Origin of the sequence: Streptomyces hundungensis, assembly GCF_003627815.1 — a bacterium.
GTDB classification, from domain to species: domain Bacteria; phylum Actinomycetota; class Actinomycetes; order Streptomycetales; family Streptomycetaceae; genus Streptomyces; species Streptomyces hundungensis_A.
In genome coordinates, this window is record NZ_CP032698.1 from 7,165,194 (window position 1) to 7,181,431 (window position 16,238).

The following is a 16,238-nucleotide window of genomic DNA, read 5'->3' on the forward strand; positions in this document are numbered from 1 at the left end:
CGGGGATGGCCAAGAGCGGCTACCCATGGGTAACATCGGGCTCCATGAGCGCTGATCAGATGTCCGTGGGCGAGATGCTCACCGCGACCGTTCCCATGGCCCGCACCCTCGAGCTGGAATTCCTGGAGACCACTCCCGAGCGCGCCGTGGTGCGGCTGCCGGACCGGGCCGAGTACCACAACCACCTGGGCGGCCCGCACGCCGGAGCGATGTTCACGCTCGCCGAGTCCGCCAGCGGCGCCATCGTCATCGCCGCCTTCGGCGACCAGATGCACCGCGCCGTGCCCCTCGCAGTCAAGGCGGAGATCGGCTACAAGAAGCTGGCCAAGGGCGTCGTCACGGCGACCGCCACGCTGGGCCGCCCCATCGCCGACGTGGTGGCCGACCTGGACGCCGGACAGCGCCCCGAGTTCCCCGTCGTCATCGAGATCCAGCGCGCGGACGGCGCCGTGACCGGCGAGATGACCGTCGTCTGGACCCTGCGCCCCAACTCCTGACCGGAGCGCGGACAACGGACCCCCAGGGCGCCCCGGCCACGGCCGGGGCGCCTTCGTCATGTCCCGGCCGCGGCCCCGTTCGCCCGCCTTGACTCTTCTATCGGACGGTCCTACGTTTCCGGCGCCTCGTGGCGCCTGACGGGTTGTCAACTCGGTGGTGGCGCATAGTGCGTTCACAGGTCGATCGGCCGCCCGCCGCCTGCTGTGCCGCGGTCCACCACGACGTGCCCGCACACAAAGGAGTGACGGCCCATGTCCGACACCGTTTCCCGAAGGGCGGCGCTGCGCCTGCTGGCCGGCGCCGCCACGGTCGCGGCCGCCGCGACCGGCGACTTCACGGCGTCCGCCCGCCCCCGCACCGACGCCCCCGGGTCCCGCCGCACCGAGGCGCTGCTCGGCCGCCTCACCCTCGACGAGAAGATCGGCCTGCTGCACGGGTCCGAGGACCCCCATGGCCTCGGCCAGGCCGGCTACCTGCCCGGCGTGCCCCGGCTCAGGATCCCCCCGCTCAGGCTGGCCGACGGGCCCGCCGGCGTCCGGGTCACCGCGCACGCCACCGCCCTGCCCGCCCCCGTGATGCTCGCCGCCACCTTCGACCCCGCGCTCGCCCGCGAGTACGGCGAGGTCATCGGCCGCGAAGGGCGTGCGCTGGGCCAGGACGTGCTCCTTTCGCCCATGGTCAACCTGATCAGGACCCCGTACGCCGGACGCAACTTCGAGACCTTCTCCGAGGACCCGCTGCTCAGCGCCGACCTGGTCGCCGAGGAGATCCACGGCATCCAGAGCCAGGGGCTCATCGCCACCGTCAAGCACTTCGCCCTCAACAACCAGGAGAAGGACCGCCTCACCCTCGACGCGAGGATCGCCGAGCAGCCCCTGCGCGAGCTCGAACTCCGCGGCTTCGAAGCCGCGGTCGCCGCCGGGGTGGGCGCGGTCATGGGGGCGTACAACAAGGTCAACGGAGCCTTCGCCTGCGAGAACAAGCCAATTCTCACCGATGTCCTGCGCACCGACTGGGGCTTCGAGGGCTGGGTGATGACCGACTGGTTCGCCACCCACGGCCTCGCCGCCCTCGCCGCAGGCCTCGACATGGAGATGCCCGCCGGCGTGCACTTCGCGGACACCCTCAAGGCGGCCGTGCTCGACGGAAGCGTCCCCGAGGCGCTCGTCGACCGTGCCGTGCGCCGCGTCCTGTCCGTCATGGAACGCTTCGGGCTGCTCGACGGGAGCGCTCCCGCCAGACCCGCCCGCGACGCCCGCCGCGGAGCGCGCACCGCGCTCACCGTCGCCCGGGCCGGCGCCACCCTGCTCCACAACCGGCACGCCACCCTGCCCCTAGCCGGGGCCGCCGCCCGCCACATCGCGGTGATCGGACCCACCGCGGTCATCCCGTTCGTCAGCGGCGGCGGCAGCGCCCATGTCGTCCCCGACCACGCCCGGCGCCCCCTCGACGCCCTGCGCGACCGGGCCGGCGACGGCGCCCGCGTCTGCCACACGCTCGGCGAGGACCTGTACGGAAAGCCGCTGCCCGGCACCTCCCCGGGCGCCGACTTCGAAGGCCAGCACGTCGACCCCGGCGCCACCTGGACGTACGACGGCACGCTCACCGTCACCGAGGACGACGAGTGGACCTTCTGCATCCACTACTCCGGCGACCGCCCCAAGGTGGTGCTCGACGGCACCGAGCTCTTCCCGCCCGCCCCCGGCCTCGGCGAACTCTTCGGCGGCGGCCTCGTCGGCACCGCGCCCGACGGGCTCGCCGTCCGGCGCGCCACCCTCACTCTCGCCGCCGGAGCACACCGGCTCGTCATCACCGCCAAGGGCCGCGAAGCAGGGCAGCTCTTCCGGCTGCGCCGCGTCACCGGAGCCACCCGCGCCGCCGATGTCGCCGCGGCGGTCCGGGCCGCCCGGGCGGCGAGCAGCGTGGTGCTCTTCGCGTACGAGGACGCGACCGAAGGCGCCGACCGCACGCACCTGGCCCTGCCGGGCCACCAGAACGAGCTGATCGAAGCGGTCGCCGCCGTCAACTCCCGCACCACGGTGGTGCTCAACACCTCGTCGTGCACCACCATGCCGTGGCTGGGGCGCGTCGGCGCCGTCCTCCAGATGTACTACCCGGGCCAGGAAGGCGCCGACGCGACGGCCGCCGTCCTGTTCGGGGAGTGCGACCCCGGCGGCCGGCTCACCCAGACCTTCCCCGTCTCCGAGGACCGTCACCCGATGGCCGGCGACCCCCGCCGCTACCCCGGAGTCGACGGCACCGAGGAGTACTCCGAGGGCCTGCGCCCGGGCTACCGCTGGTACGACGCCGAGGGCGTGAGTCCGCTCTTCCCCTTCGGCCACGGCCTGTCCTACACGACGTTCGCCTATACGGATCTGAGCGTGCGGCCCGACGGCGACGGACTCGCGGTCGCCTTCACCGTCCGCAACACCGGCCACCGCACCGGCGTCACGGTCGCCCAGGTCTACCTCGGCCCCTCGCCCGACCTCGGCCTCGACCAGGTCCGCCGGGCCCTGGCCGGCTACCGCCGCCTGGAACTGGAGCCCGGCCACGACCGGCGGGTGACCGTACGCGTCGGCGCCCGCTCACTGTCCTCCTGGGACCCCGAGCGGCACGCGTGGGTCCTCGGCACCGGACGGCGCGAGGTGAGCGTGGGCGTCTCGGCGGGCGAGACCCTCCTGGTCGGCCATGGCTCGGTCGCAGCACGGCCGCCGGCCGGCCGACCGTGACCGGGTAGGCTTCCCGGAGTGCGCCAAGGGGGGCGCACTCCGGGCTCGGGCCCGTGGCGAGGGAGGGAAGCGGCGTTGCACATCCAGGAGTGGCTGGAGCACATCCCCGCCGTCAGTGTCTATCTTCTGGTGGCGCTGGTCATCGGGGTCGAAAGCCTCGGGATCCCGCTTCCCGGCGAGATCGTCCTGGTCAGCTCGGCCCTGCTCGCCTCCCAACAGGGCCACATCAACCCGGTCGTCCTGGGTGCCTGCGCCACGGCCGGCGCGGTCATCGGCGACTCGATCGGTTACGCGATCGGCCGCAAGGGCGGCAGGCCCCTGTTGGCCTGGCTCGGCCGCAAGTTCCCCAAGCACTTCAGCGAGGGCCATGTCGCCATGGCGGAGCGGTCCTTCCAGAAGTGGGGCATGTGGGCCGTCTTCTTCGGCCGCTTCATCGCGCTGCTCCGCATCTTCGCCGGCCCCCTCGCGGGCGTCCTGCACATGCCGTACTGGAAGTTCCTCATCGCCAACGTGCTCGGCGGCATCTGCTGGGCGGGCGGGACGACGGCCGTCATCTACTACCTCGGGATCGTCGCCGAGTCCTGGCTGAAGAACTTCTCCTATCTCGGCCTGGTGGCGGCGCTGTTGATCGGTGTCGCCTCAATGCTGGTCGTCAAGAACCGGGCGAAGAAGTCCATGGCCGAGGCGGAGGCCGCGCAGTCGACCCCCGAGAACGTCCCGGCCGGGGACTGAAACCACCGCACGGCCCGGGCACCTTGAAGGGCTCCGCCACGGCGCCCTCAGGGAGTGCGGTCCCGCAGCAGTACGGTCAGGGCCCGGCCGAACACGAGACGGCCGGCCGCGGCCGTCAACGGGTCCAGGGCGCGCGGCAGTCCACGGACGCGCAGCTCCTCCCGCCAGACCACCAGCGCCCCCGCCCCGGACGCGGCCACCTCGATCTCGGCCCAGCCCGTGATGACCCGCCCGCGCTTCTCCAGGCGGCACACGCCCGGGCGGCCCTCGGACGGCGGCCTCCAGCGGGTGATCTCCATCGGGTCGGCGAAGGCGAGACGACCGAGCCCGGTGCGCGCCACGAAGACCGTGCCCGGCCCGGTCGGCGGCGGGGTGCGCACGGTGATCCGGGTGAACGGGACGCCCTCGCCGTGCCGTTCCCAGTCGGTGAGCCGGTGCCACGCCTCGGCGGGGGTGAGCTCGGTTCGGCGGTCGATCCGGAAGAGTGCCATCGCGTGATCGTAAGCGGGCCCCCCGCCCGCACGGGCCGGAACACGGTCGCTTAGCGTGACACCCGGCGCGATGGAACCCGTACGAGGAGTGGCGCATGGCAGAGCAGGCGTTGGTCGTGGCAGTGGGCGGCAAGGCGCCCGAGATCGCCCCGACCGCATTCACCGCACCCACCTCGGTGGTGCTGGGAGAGGTGACCCTGGGCGCGGGGGCGAGCGTCTGGTACCACGCGGTCCTGCGCGCCGACTGCGGGCCGATCGTCATCGGCGCCGAGAGCAACATCCAGGACAACTGCACCGTCCATGTGGACCCGGGCTTCCCGGTCATCCTCGGCGAGCGGGTCACCGTCGGGCACAACGCGGTGCTGCACGGCTGCACCGTCGAGGACGACGTCCTGGTGGGCATGGGCGCCACCATCCTCAACGGCGCCCGGATCGGCGCGGGTTCGCTGATCGCGGCGCACGCCCTGGTTCCGCAGGGCATGGTCGTGCCGCCGGGCTCCCTGGTCGCGGGCGTACCGGCCAAGGTGCGGCGCGAGCTGAGCGAGGAGGAGCGCGAGGGCATCAAGGTGAACGCCCTGATGTACCTCGGTCTGGCCGAGGACCACCGCGCCGCGCACGCCGGCTGAGCCCCGCGCTGAGCGGAAGATCACAGGCGTCGGCCCTGATCGGCCGGGTCGGCGGTGAGTACCGTGAGCGGGTGCCCAAGAACAGAAACACGTTCTCGTCCCTGACCGCCTGGCGGCGTGAAATCGCCTCCCGCGCGGTCCATGGGGGCTGGGACTGGATCAAGCGGACGGGCGCGGTCACCGCCGAGCACCCGGGGCGGCTGCGCTTTCGCCGGATCGGCGCCGGCACCCGCCTCGCCTTTCCGCAGGGCACCGTCTTCGGCGAGCCCTGGATCGAGCTGGGCGACCACTGCATCATCGGCGAACAGGTCACCCTGACGGCCGGGATGATGCCGGGCCTCGACCTCGGCACCGAGCCGATCCTGACCCTGGGCAACGGGGTCGTGCTCGGGCGGGGCAGCCATGTCATCGCCGACACGACCATCACTATCGGCTCGGACACATACTGCGGCCCGAACGTCTACATCACCTCGACCAATCACAGCTACGACGATCCCCGGCAGCCGGTCGGCAAGCAGTGGCCGCGCATGGAGCCGGTGGAGATCGGGCCGGGCTGCTGGCTCGGCACGGGCGCGGTGGTGCTGCCCGGCGCACGGCTCGGGCGCAACGTGGTCGTGGCGGCGGGCGCGGTGGTACGGGGCGAGGTGCCCGACCACGCCGTGGTGGCCGGGGCGCCCGCGAAGATCGTGCGCACCTGGGACGAGCGGGACGGCTGGCAGCCGCCGCTGCGCACCCCCGCGCCGGTGCCCATCCCGGACGGCGTCACACCCGAACAGCTCCTCGCCATCGCGGAGTTGAGCCCCGAAGAGGCCTGAGCGGCCAGTCGCCTGAGCGGCCGATGGCTTGATCAGTCGGTTGCCCGACCAGCCGGTGGCTTGATCGGCCGGTTGCCTGATCAGCCGGTCGCGAGCAGTACGGTGCCGACCAGCGCGAGCCCCGCGCCCGCCGCCTGCACCGTACGCAGCCGCTCCTTGAGAACGCCGCGGGCGGCGAGCGCGGTGACCACCGGGTAGAGCGAGGCGAGCACCGCCGCGACGGTGACCGGGCCCCGCTGGGCGGCGATCGCGTAGGTGCCGTTGGCGGCCACGTCGGCGAGGCCCACGAAGGCGAGGGCGGGCAGCGCGAGCCAGACCGCGCGCGAGCCGCCGTCCGCGGGCAGGGCGGCGCCACCGCGCCGCACCGAGACCAGCAGGGCCGTGCCGCCGACGGCGACATTGGTGACGCGCTGCACGAAGAGGGCGAGGAAGAGACCGGTGACGGTGGTGGACGCCTCGGAGATCAGGGCCATCACGGCGCCGAAGCCGAAGGCGGCGAGCAAGGTGAGGAGGACGGCCTGGCGTTGCACCGCGGCGCCCCGGAACTCGGGGCCGCCCGCGAGCAGGACGCCGGCCACGGCCACCGCGATCCCGGCGAACTGGAGCAGGCCGGGCCTCTCGCCCAGCGCGAGGCCGACCCCGACCGGCACCGCGACACCGAGCGAGCCGAGGGGTGAGACGACTCCCATGGGGCCGAGCGCCAGGGCCTTGTAGAAGCTGAGCATGGCGACCGGGCCCACGGCGCCCGCCGCGACCGCGAACCAGAGCTGCGGGGCCGCCTCGCGCAGCCCCCCGGTGGCGAGCACGACCGAGCCGAGCACCACCACGGCCACCGTCTGCGAGGCGACCACGACGGTCAGCGCGGGCATGCGCCGGGTCAGCAGTCCGCCCCCGAAGTCGGCCAGCCCCCACAGGAGGCTGGTGGCCAGGGCGAACAGTGCTGTCATGAGGGGCCTCGCAGTACAGTGCGGTGACACGGGAGATCAGTGGGGTGCACTCCACGGTAGTGCACTTGACTGGACTGTGTCATCAAAAATATTGGACGCCCCCGTCGAGAGGGGGCCCGCCTCATGGACGGAATGTGTCGGACCTAGAACTGCTGACCCAGTCGCTGGCCCGCAACGTCAAGCGCTGGCGCACCGAGCGGGGCTTCACCCTCGAAGCGCTCGCGACGCGCGCCGGGGTCAGTCGCGGGATGCTCATCCAGATCGAGCAGGCCCGGACCAATCCCAGCGTGGGCACCGTGGTGAAGATCGGGGACGCGCTCGGCGTCAGCATCACCACGCTGCTCGACTACGAGAGCGGCCCCAAGGTGCGCATCGTCCCGCCCGATCAGGCCGTCCGGCTGTGGTCCACCGAGCGGGGGAGCTCCAGCACGCTGCTCGCCGGCACCGAGGCACCCGGCCCGCTGGAGATGTGGCGTTGGCACCTGATGCCGGGCGACGGCAGTTCCTCGGACCCGCATCCCGCGGGGACCGTCGAGCTGATCCACGTCACCGAAGGCACCCTCACCCTCGCCGTGGACGGCGTCGACCATCCGGTTCCGGCGGGGCATTCGGCGGCCTTCGAGGCCAACGCCCCGCACGCCTACCGCAACGAGGGCTCCGAGCCGGTCGTGATGACGATGGCGATCTCCGTCCCGTTCGAACGCTGAGACGCCAACGGCCTTGCGTACGGCGCCTGTTAGCGTGGAACGCGCACGCCCGCGCGTGCGGGGGAGCGGTGGTGCGGAAGCGGCGGACAGCGTCGCGCCCACAGATGAGCCGGTGTGTACCTCTGGGCGCACACTCCGACCGGTTTCTCTACACGTTCTGGACGATTTTGGCCTTGTATCTGGTATCGGGGGCCGCCTCGGGTGGAGGCTGACTATCGTCACTCTCGCGCCCGCGGGAGCGACAGAAGCGCGGTTCATCGCGAACGAAACCACTCGTGCGGGTGATTTCTACGCCGTCGCCGAACCTGGGCACCGGCCAAGGCCGTTGTGGTGTCCCGGGGAGGCGGCAGTGGTCGGACCGGTCGCTCATGGCGCCGAAGCGCCCAGGGGCACGGCGTGCGGCCGAACGGCACGACGCACCAAACAGCCCAAGCAGTGTTCTACCCAGCCGTGTTCCGCACAGCGATCCCACCAGACCCTGCTGCGAAGACGGCGCTTCGATCCGAAAGGCGCTCACGTGGAAGCTCTCGTCTCGGCGGCCGTACGGCCCGGCCCCGCCACCCACCGGTCGGCCGACCGGGGACCGTCGCTGGCGCGGCGGGCCGCGGCGCAGAACGCCGGGAAGGCTCCGGCGAACCTGACCCGGGCGATGGCGGCCTGCGGCGACCCGCACGTTCCCGCCGCCTCCGCGTTCCAGTCGGCGCTCTGACGGGCGGAACGACTCCCCCCATGGACCGCGCGATTGTGCCCGCCCTGTCGCAGTTCGTGCTGAAGGTACACAGCCGCTGTGATCTCGCGTGCGACCACTGTTACGTCTACGAGCACGCGGACACGAGCTGGCGGGGAAGGCCCCGGGCCGTCTCGCCGGAGATCCTCGCCCAGGTGGCGAACCGTATCGCCGAGCACGCCCGCCGCCATCGACTCCCCACCGTCCACGTCGTCCTGCACGGCGGAGAGCCCCTGCTCGCCGGCCCCGACCGGCTGCGCACCGCCGCCGACGAACTGCGCCGGGCCCTGCACGGAGTGAGCGCCCTCGATCTGCGCATGCACACCAACGGCGTGCTGCTCGACGAGGAGTTCTGCGAGCTCTTCCTCGAACTCGGCATCAAGGTCGGGGTGTCCCTCGACGGCGACAAGGTCTCCAACGACCGCCACCGGCGCTACGCCGACGGCCGCAGCAGCCACGCCAAGGTCATCCGGGCGATCGAGCTCCTCAACCGCCCCCGCTACCGGCCCCTCTTCGCCGGCCTGCTCTGCACCACCGACGTCGAGAACGACCCGGTCGCGGTGTACGACGCCCTCCTTGAACTCACGCCCCCGCGCATCGACTTCCTCCTCCCGCACGCCACCTGGGACACCCCGCCCCCGCGCCCCGGCGGCGCTCCCACGCCGTACGCGGACTGGCTCGACGCGATCTACCGGCGCTGGGACGCGGCGGGCCGGCCCGTGCCGGTCCGCATCTTCGACTCCGTACTGCGCACCCTGCGGGGCGAGAGCAGTCTGACCGAGTCGCTGGGGCTCGCGCCCGCCGACCTCGTCGTGATCGAGACCGACGGCACCTTCGAGCAGGCCGACAGCCTCAAGACCTCCTACGACGGGGCTCCGGCCACCGGCATGGACGTCTTCCGGCACTCGCTCGACGACGTCCTCCAGCACCCCGGCATGCTCGCCCGCCAACAGGGCGCCGAGCAGCTCTGCGCCCAGTGCAGGGCCTGCCCGGTCGTCGAGTCCTGCGGCGGCGGCCTCTACGCCCACCGCTACCGGACCGGCAACGCCTTCGACAATCCCTCGGTGTTCTGCCCCGATCTGTTGGCCCTGGTCACCACCATCCGCGACAGGGAGGCCGCCGTGCCCGCACCGACCCCGCAGTCCGCCCAACTGCCCCTGGACGAGCGGGACTTCGAGGAGCTGGCGGCCGGCTTCGGCGGGGCGGACACCGTCGGGCGCCTCGCGGCCGCCCAGCTCGACCTCAACCAGGAACTCCTCGCCGCCGTCAGCGCGCAGCGCATCGCGCTCTCGGACCGCGAGGCCGCCGAGGCCTGGGAGGTCCTGACGGACCTGGACGCCGAGGTCCCCGACGAACTCGCCGGCGTCCTCGCCCACCCCTACACCAGGCCCTGGGCGCTCGATGTGCTCGGGGGCCGGGCGGCGCCCGCGGGCGGCCTCGCCGAGATCGCCGCCACCACGGCCCTGCGCGCCCGGCTGGAGCGGACCGTCACGGTGCCGCTGCGCGACACGACCCTGCGCCTGCCGGGCTTCGGCACCGTGCGGCTCGACGTCGCCGCCACCCACGCCGAAGTGACGGCGGGCGCCGACGGGTTCACCGTGCGCGCCGGTGGCCGCCGGCTCGACATCGGCTGGCACGAGGGCGTGGACGGGCTCACCCCGCACTGGCGGCCCGTACGCCTCTTCCAGGGCGAGGGCTGGAACGTGGCGATCGAGGACACCGACCCGCTGCGGGACTGCCACGAGTGGCCCGTGGCCGAGCGGCTCCCGGTCGGCGAGGCCAAACTCTGGTCCGAGGACCTCACCGGCGCCTGGTCCCTGATCCGGCGCGAACTGCCCGCCTACGCCGACGGCGTGGCGGCGGGGCTGCGTCTGATCACCCCCCTGCATGCGCCGGACGGCAGCGATGTCAGCGCCGCCTGCAAGGACGCCTGGGGGGCGATCGGGGTGGCCAGGCCCGCCTCCCCCGAACAGCTCGCCCTCTTGATCGTCCACGAGTTCCAGCATGTGAAGCTCGCCGCCGTCCTCGACGCCGTCGACCTGTACGACAAGGCCGATCGCGGCCGCTACTACGCCCCCTGGCGCGAGGATCCCCGCCCGATCGGCGGCCTGCTCCAGGGAACGTATGCCCACATCGCGGTGACCGACTTCTGGCGGGTGCGCCGCGAGACGGCTCCGCTCGCCGCCGAACGCGGCGCCGCCGAGGCCGAGTTCGCCCGCTGGCGGCAGCAGACGGCACGGGCCGTGGAGGTGCTGCTCGGCTCGGGATCCCTCACGGACCTGGGGGAACGCTTCGTCGGGCGCATGGGCGAGACCGTGGCCGATTGGCGGGACGAGCCGGTCTCACCCGCCGCGTTCTCCGCCGCGGAAGAGTCCGCACGTCGTCACCGGGTCGCCTGGGAGGCCCGTGCCGAAGGCCGAACCGCCTGAATTTACCAGCGAATTGAGCGAATTCTCCCCTCATTTGATTGATCCACTCCCGGAGCGCCGCATGATTTCGGTCATGATCTGATCGAAACTCCCTGAGTGGATCTCCCCCGGGTTTGTTCGTTCTGTTCCGCCGGAGAATCCTCCGTTCCTACACTGAGGTCCCATCCACTTGGACCGGGGGAGACAGTGGTGCAGGGATCAGTGGGGGCCGGGGGAGACGAGCAACATCCCTATTTCTTTCTCAGCTACGCGCACACGCCGAAGAGCGACCCCAAGGACAAGGACCCGAACCTCTGGGTCCAGCGGTTCTTCCGGGACCTCTGCGCCCATGTGATGCAGTTGACGCCCCTCCCGGCCGGCAGCGCCGGCTTCATGGACGTGCAGATGCAGCCCGGGGAGGGGTGGCAGGAACGGCTCTCGGAGGCGCTCGCCTTCTGCAAGGTGTTCGTACCGCTCTATTCGCCGCGCTATTTCCTCAGCGAACAGTGCGGCCGGGAGTGGTTCGCCTTCTCCAGCCGGGCCGCCGCGCAAAACACCCGTAACAGCAGCAACAACAGCAACCCCGTCACCGGAATAGTGCCCGCGCTGTGGGTGCCCGTGCCCACCCGACAGCTCCCGCAGCCCGCGGAACGCCTTCAGTTCAACCACGCCACGTTCGGCGACGAATACGCCGACGAGGGCTTCTATGGACTCATCAAACTCAACTACCTGCGGGACCAGTACGAACGTGCCGTCTACCGGCTGGCCAAACGCATCGTCAACGTGGCCCAGCAGACCCAACTGGAGCCCGGCGACCCCCACCAGGACTACGCCAAGGTGCCGCCCGCCTTCGGCCCGGCCGGTGGGCCCGCCCGGGAAATGGAGGTCGCCGTCCTCGCCTGCTCGCGCTCCAGCCTCCCCACCGGACGCAGCCCGGACTGCTACGGAACCGAGGCCCTGGACTGGAACCCGTACCACCCGACGTCCTCCAGACCGCTCGCCGACCACACCGTCGACGTCGTACGCAATCTGAACTACACCGTGCACCTCAGCGACTTCGAGGCCGAACCCCACCGGCTCCTCGCCTCCGGCCCACCCGGACCCGGTCTGCTGCTGCTCGACCGCTGGGCGCTGGACGCCCGGCGCCGCCGCGAACTGCTCGACCAGCTCGGCGCCAGCCGACGGCCGTGGATCAGCGTCATGGTCCCGGGCAACGTGGCGGACCCCCAATCCCGCGCCCGCGACGAGGAGTTGTCGTCGCAGACCGACGCCGCGCTCTCCACCCGGGTCAACGAGAGCGACGGACACCGCACACCCAGCGGCGGACTGCCCACCCTCGAAGCCTTCAGCAAGGCGATCCCGGGCGCCGTTAAGGCGGCGGTACGCCACTACGAGGCCCATGCGCCGACCTATCCACCGCCCGGCAGCGGCGGGCGGATGCCCCGGGTGCTTCCGGGCGGCATCGGCTACGGCGCACCGGGCCCCACTGGCCGCGGTCGCAGCACGGACCAGGAGAAGAACCACGGTGATAAGGCGGAGGGCTCATCAGATGACTGAGAACCGCAACGGGACCGTCGTCACGTTCTACTCGTACAAGGGCGGCACCGGACGGACCATGGCGCTGGCCAACTGCGCCTGGATCCTGGCGGCCAACGGGTACCGGGTGCTGGCGGTCGACTGGGACCTGGAGGCGCCAGGTCTGCACCGGTTCTTCCACCCGTTCCTCGACCTCGCCGACCTGGAGGCGACCCCGGGCCTGATCAACCTGATCACCGACTACCAGGACGAGGCGCGCCGGCCCGCCGACCGCGACCCCGACTGGCACCGCGACTACGCCCGGGTCCGCCCCCACGCCACCTCCCTCAACTGGAACTTCCCCCAGGGCGGCAGCCTCGACTTCCTCTCCGCCGGACGGCGCAACCGCGACTATCCGTCCATCGTCGGCAAGATGGACTGGGACGACTTCCACGAGCGGTTCGGCGGCGGCCAGTTCTTCGACGCCATGCGCGACGACATGCAGCGCCACTACGACTACACCCTGATCGACAGCCGCACCGGCCTGAGCGACATCGCCGACATCTGCACCGTGCAGATGCCCGAAGTCCTCGTCGTCTGCTTCACCTTGAGCGACCAGAGCATCGACGGCGCCTCGGCGGTGGCCCGCGACATCGAGGAGCGCTACCACGAGCGGCGCATCCGCATCCTGCCCGTCCCGATGCGCATCGACGACGGCGAGAAGGAGAAGGCCGACGCCGGCCGGGCCCTGGCCCGCGAGAGCTTCCCCGGCTTCCCCAGCGGCCTGAGCCCCGAGGAACTGGGCAACTACTGGGGCACCGTGGAGGTCCCCTACCGCCCCTTCTACGCGTACGAGGAGATCCTCGCCACCTTCGGCGACGCGCCCAACGTCTCCAGCTCCATGCTCAGCGCCTGCGAACGGCTCACCTCGGTCCTCACCGGCGGCCTGGTGAACTCGCTGCCGCCCATCGACGAGGCCGACCGGCTCACCCATGTCGCCGCCTACACCCGGCGCCGGCCCATGCCGCCGTCCAACCTGGTGCTTACCCATGTCGCCGAGGACCAGATGTGGGCCGACTGGCTGGTGTACGTCCTCACCGCGGCCGGTTTCCACGTCGTGCCTGTCGATGTCCGCGCCCCCCGATCGAGCGCCACGGAGGCCGAGTTCACCTCCGGCGCCGGCTATCGCGTGATACCGGTCGTCTCCCAGGCCTACCTCAACTCCGAGCGGGCCAGGAGCTCCTGGGAGTCCGGGACCGGCCTCGACATCTCCGGCGGGCGGCGCCACATCCTGCCGGTGCGCGTCGGCGACGTACGGCTCGGCCCGCCGCTGAGCAGCCGGGGCGTCATCGACCTCGTACGGCTCGACGAGGCCGACGCCGGTGCCGCCGTGCTCAACGCCCTCGACCGCTCCGAGGCGGTCGCCGCCCTGGCCTCCGGGCCTCCCGGGCCGCGCTACCCCGGCAGCGTCCCCAAGGTCTGGAACGTACGGCCCCGGCACGCCTGGTTCACCGGCCGCACCTCCGTCCTGGAGCGGCTGCGTGACCAACTGCGCGGTGACAGCCGCTCCGCCCAGCGCTTCCCGCAGGTCCTCTACGGCCTCGGCGGCGTCGGCAAGACCCAGGTCGCGCGGGAGTACGCCCACCGGTTCCGCGCCGACTACGACCTGGTGTGGTGGATCGAGGCCGAGCAGCCCGACCGGGTGGTGTCCTCGCTCGCCGAGCTGGCCGCCGAGATGGACCTCAGGGCCGGTGACGTGGTGGCCGAGGCCGCGACCGCCGCCCTCCAGGCGCTGCGGCGCGGCGCGCCCTACTCCCGCTGGCTGCTGATCTTCGACAACGTCGAAGACCTCGACCGGGCGCTGAAACTGCTCCCCGAGGACATCGAGCCCATCCCCGGCGAGACCTATGGTCACATCCTGGCGACCTGCCGCAACAAGCCCGCCTCCACCAAGGTGGAGGCCATCGAGGTAGAGGTCTTCACCCGGGCCGAGAGCATCGAGCACCTGTGCCGGCGGGTCACCAAACTCCCGACCGCCGACGCCGACCGGGTCGCCGACGCCGTCGGTGACCTGCCGCTCGCGGTCGAGGTCGCCGCCGCCTGGCTCGCCGAGACGGCGACCCCCGTCGACGCCTATGTGGAACAGCTCAGGGAGCAGAGCACCAAGGTCCTCTCGCTCGGCAAGCCCGAGGACTACTCGGAGCAGATCGGCGCGACCTGGAACATCTCCATCAGTCGGCTGCGCGATGAATCCAAGGCGGCGGTACGCCTGTTGGAGCTCTGCTCGTTCTTCTCCGCCGAGCCGATCTCGATGCGGCTCATCGGCAGCGACTCGATGTTCGAGTCGCTCCTGCCGTACGACCCGGACCTGCGCGAGCGGTACATGCTGGGCAAGGTCATCCAGACCCTGAACCGTTTCGCGCTCGCCAAGGTCGACCCCGCCGACAGCAGCATCCAGGTGCACCGGCTCGTCCAGGCGGCCGTAAGGGCAGGCCTCAGTGACGACGAGGTCGACACAGCCAAGCACGAGGTGCACCGCATCCTCGCCGAGGCCCGGCCCGTCGAGGGCGTCGACCGCGACAACCCCGTCAACGACCCCAAGAGCTGGCCCAGTTTCGAACTGATCTGGCCGCACCTGAGCGCCTCCGGCATCGCCGACTGCGACGAGGAGAAGGTCCGCCAGCTCATGGTCGACCGCATCCGCTATCTCCTCAAGCGCGGCGAGCTGGAGAGCGCCCGGGTGCTCGGCACCCAGCTCAACAAGGTCTGGACCCGCGAACTCGGCGAGAACGACCTCCAGACCCTCAACATCCGCTTCGAGCTGGCCAACGCGCTGCGCGCCCAGGGCAAGTACCAGGAGGCCCGGGCGATGGACGAGGACACCCTCGCCCGTCAGATCAGCGTCCTGCGCAAGGACCACCCGGGCGACGACCACCCCAGCATCCTCATCACCACCGGCAGCCTCGCCGCCGACCTGCGCGCCCTCGGCCGGTTCGACGAGGCCCTCACCCGGGACCTCACGATCTACCACGGCCTTCGCCAGATCTTCGGCGAGAACCACCCGCGCACCCTCATCGCGGCCAACAACCTCGCCATCGACTACCGGCTCAGCGGCGACAGCGAGGCTGCGCGCAGGCTCGACGAGGAGACGGTGGAACGCCGCAGCGCCCTCCTCGGCGAGGACCACCCCTTCACCCTCACCACCAAGGGCCACCTGGGGCGGGACCTGCGCGAGAGCGGGGAGTACGCCGCCTCGGTACAGGTGCTGCGCGAGGTGGTCTCCGCGTTCGAGCGGGTGCTGAACGCGGATGTGCCCGAGGCGCTGCGCACCGCCAAGAGCCTCGCCGTGTCCCTGCGCAAGGCGGGCCATCCGCACGAGGCGAAGCGGCTGACCGAGGAGACGTACAACCGCTACCGGGGCCGGTACGGGACCAAGGCGCCGGACGCGCTCGCCTGCTGTCTGAACCTGGCGGCGGACTTCTCGGCGACCGGCGACAAGCAGGCCGCCTACGACCTCTCCCTCCAGGCGCTCGAGGGCTACCAGGGCACCCTGGGCGAGGAGCACCCCTTCACCCTGGCCTGCCGCAACAACGTCTACATCTATCAGCGGGGCCTGGGGGCAGCCGAGGAGGCGGCGCGCGGCGGCGAGGACGTGCGGGCGGCCCTGGAGGAAGTCCTGGGCTCACGCCACCCGTTCACCCTCTCCGCGGCGATCAACCTGGCCAACGCCTACGGCGACATGGGCCGGCCCGACCTGGCCGAACGCTGGGAACGGACCGCGCTCAAGGGCCTGTTGGAGCGCTTCGGGCCCACCCACCCCGATGTGCTGGCCTGCCGCTCCAACCTGGCGATCACGCTGCGGGCCGCCGGGCGCGAGGACGAGGCGCAGCGGCTGCGGACCTCCATCCTGGAACCCGCCGCGAAACAGCTGGGCGTGGACCATCCGATCGCGGAGGCGGCCCGGGCCTGGCGCCGCATCAACCGCGACCTGGAGCCGCAGCCGGTGTGACGTTCTCCGGGGAGCGCCCGGGCCGCGACGGCCC

Annotated in this window: 12 protein-coding genes; 10 read left to right on the forward strand and 2 right to left on the reverse strand. The window is 71.8% G+C overall.

Going from position 1 to position 16,238, the window contains the following annotated elements:
- Window positions 1-59: 59 nt before the first annotated feature.
- The 3 genes from DWB77_RS31860 to DWB77_RS31870 all read left to right on the forward strand — a co-directional run bounded on the left by DWB77_RS31860 (window position 60) and on the right by DWB77_RS31870 (window position 3,959).
- Entirely contained in the window at window positions 60-497 is a 438-nt protein-coding gene (locus DWB77_RS31860; RefSeq protein ID WP_120725462.1) for a DUF4442 domain-containing protein, read from the forward strand.
- Between the two features lie 252 nt (window positions 498-749).
- A complete protein-coding gene (locus DWB77_RS31865; protein WP_120725464.1) occupies window positions 750-3,227 on the forward strand; it encodes a beta-glucosidase family protein in 2,478 nt (825 codons plus the stop codon).
- 75 nt (window positions 3,228-3,302) lie between these two features.
- Entirely contained in the window at window positions 3,303-3,959 is a 657-nt protein-coding gene (locus DWB77_RS31870) for a DedA family protein (protein ID WP_120725466.1), read from the forward strand.
- Between the two features lie 47 nt (window positions 3,960-4,006).
- On the opposite strand, the gene DWB77_RS31875 is transcribed toward DWB77_RS31870, so the two are convergent.
- Window positions 4,007-4,450 carry an SRPBCC family protein gene (locus DWB77_RS31875; RefSeq protein WP_120725468.1) on the reverse strand — a complete coding sequence of 148 codons (444 nt, stop codon included), beginning with the start codon at window positions 4,448-4,450 and terminating at the stop codon, window positions 4,007-4,009.
- A gap of 95 nt (window positions 4,451-4,545) precedes the next feature.
- On the opposite strand from DWB77_RS31875, the gene DWB77_RS31880 reads away from it, so the two are divergent.
- Window positions 4,546-5,076 carry a gamma carbonic anhydrase family protein gene (locus tag DWB77_RS31880; RefSeq protein ID WP_120725470.1) on the forward strand — a complete coding sequence of 177 codons (531 nt, stop codon included), beginning with the start codon at window positions 4,546-4,548 and terminating at the stop codon, window positions 5,074-5,076.
- Window positions 5,077-5,147: 71 nt separating this feature from the next.
- On the forward strand, window positions 5,148-5,891 hold the full coding sequence (locus tag DWB77_RS31885; protein WP_120725472.1) for an acyltransferase: 744 nt from the start codon (window positions 5,148-5,150) through the stop codon (window positions 5,889-5,891).
- 80 nt (window positions 5,892-5,971) lie between these two features.
- Here DWB77_RS31885 and DWB77_RS31890 read toward each other — a convergent pair whose 3' ends face one another.
- Window positions 5,972-6,838, reverse strand: coding sequence for a DMT family transporter (locus tag DWB77_RS31890; RefSeq protein WP_120725474.1), 867 nt, complete (start codon window positions 6,836-6,838; stop codon window positions 5,972-5,974).
- A 134-nt stretch (window positions 6,839-6,972) separates the two neighbouring features.
- On the opposite strand from DWB77_RS31890, the gene DWB77_RS31895 reads away from it, so the two are divergent.
- From DWB77_RS31895 to fxsT, 5 genes are all read left to right on the forward strand, one after another.
- A complete protein-coding gene (locus tag DWB77_RS31895; RefSeq protein ID WP_120725475.1) occupies window positions 6,973-7,545 on the forward strand; it encodes a helix-turn-helix domain-containing protein in 573 nt (190 codons plus the stop codon).
- 517 nt (window positions 7,546-8,062) lie between these two features.
- Window positions 8,063-8,254 (forward strand): hypothetical protein, encoded by a 192-nt coding sequence (locus DWB77_RS31900; protein WP_120725477.1) that lies wholly within the window; start codon window positions 8,063-8,065, stop codon window positions 8,252-8,254.
- A gap of 20 nt (window positions 8,255-8,274) precedes the next feature.
- Window positions 8,275-10,701 carry an FxsB family cyclophane-forming radical SAM/SPASM peptide maturase gene (locus DWB77_RS31905; protein ID WP_120725479.1) on the forward strand — a complete coding sequence of 809 codons (2,427 nt, stop codon included), beginning with the start codon at window positions 8,275-8,277 and terminating at the stop codon, window positions 10,699-10,701.
- Window positions 10,702-10,890: 189 nt separating this feature from the next.
- Window positions 10,891-12,237, forward strand: a complete 1,347-nt coding sequence (locus tag DWB77_RS31910) for a TIR-like protein FxsC (protein WP_246033698.1) — start codon at window positions 10,891-10,893, stop codon at window positions 12,235-12,237.
- Complete coding sequence (gene fxsT, locus DWB77_RS31915) at window positions 12,230-16,204, forward strand: FxSxx-COOH system tetratricopeptide repeat protein (protein ID WP_120725482.1); 3,975 nt, start codon at window positions 12,230-12,232, stop codon at window positions 16,202-16,204. The genes DWB77_RS31910 and fxsT overlap by 8 nt, the downstream gene beginning before the upstream one ends.
- Window positions 16,205-16,238: the final 34 nt, after the last annotated feature.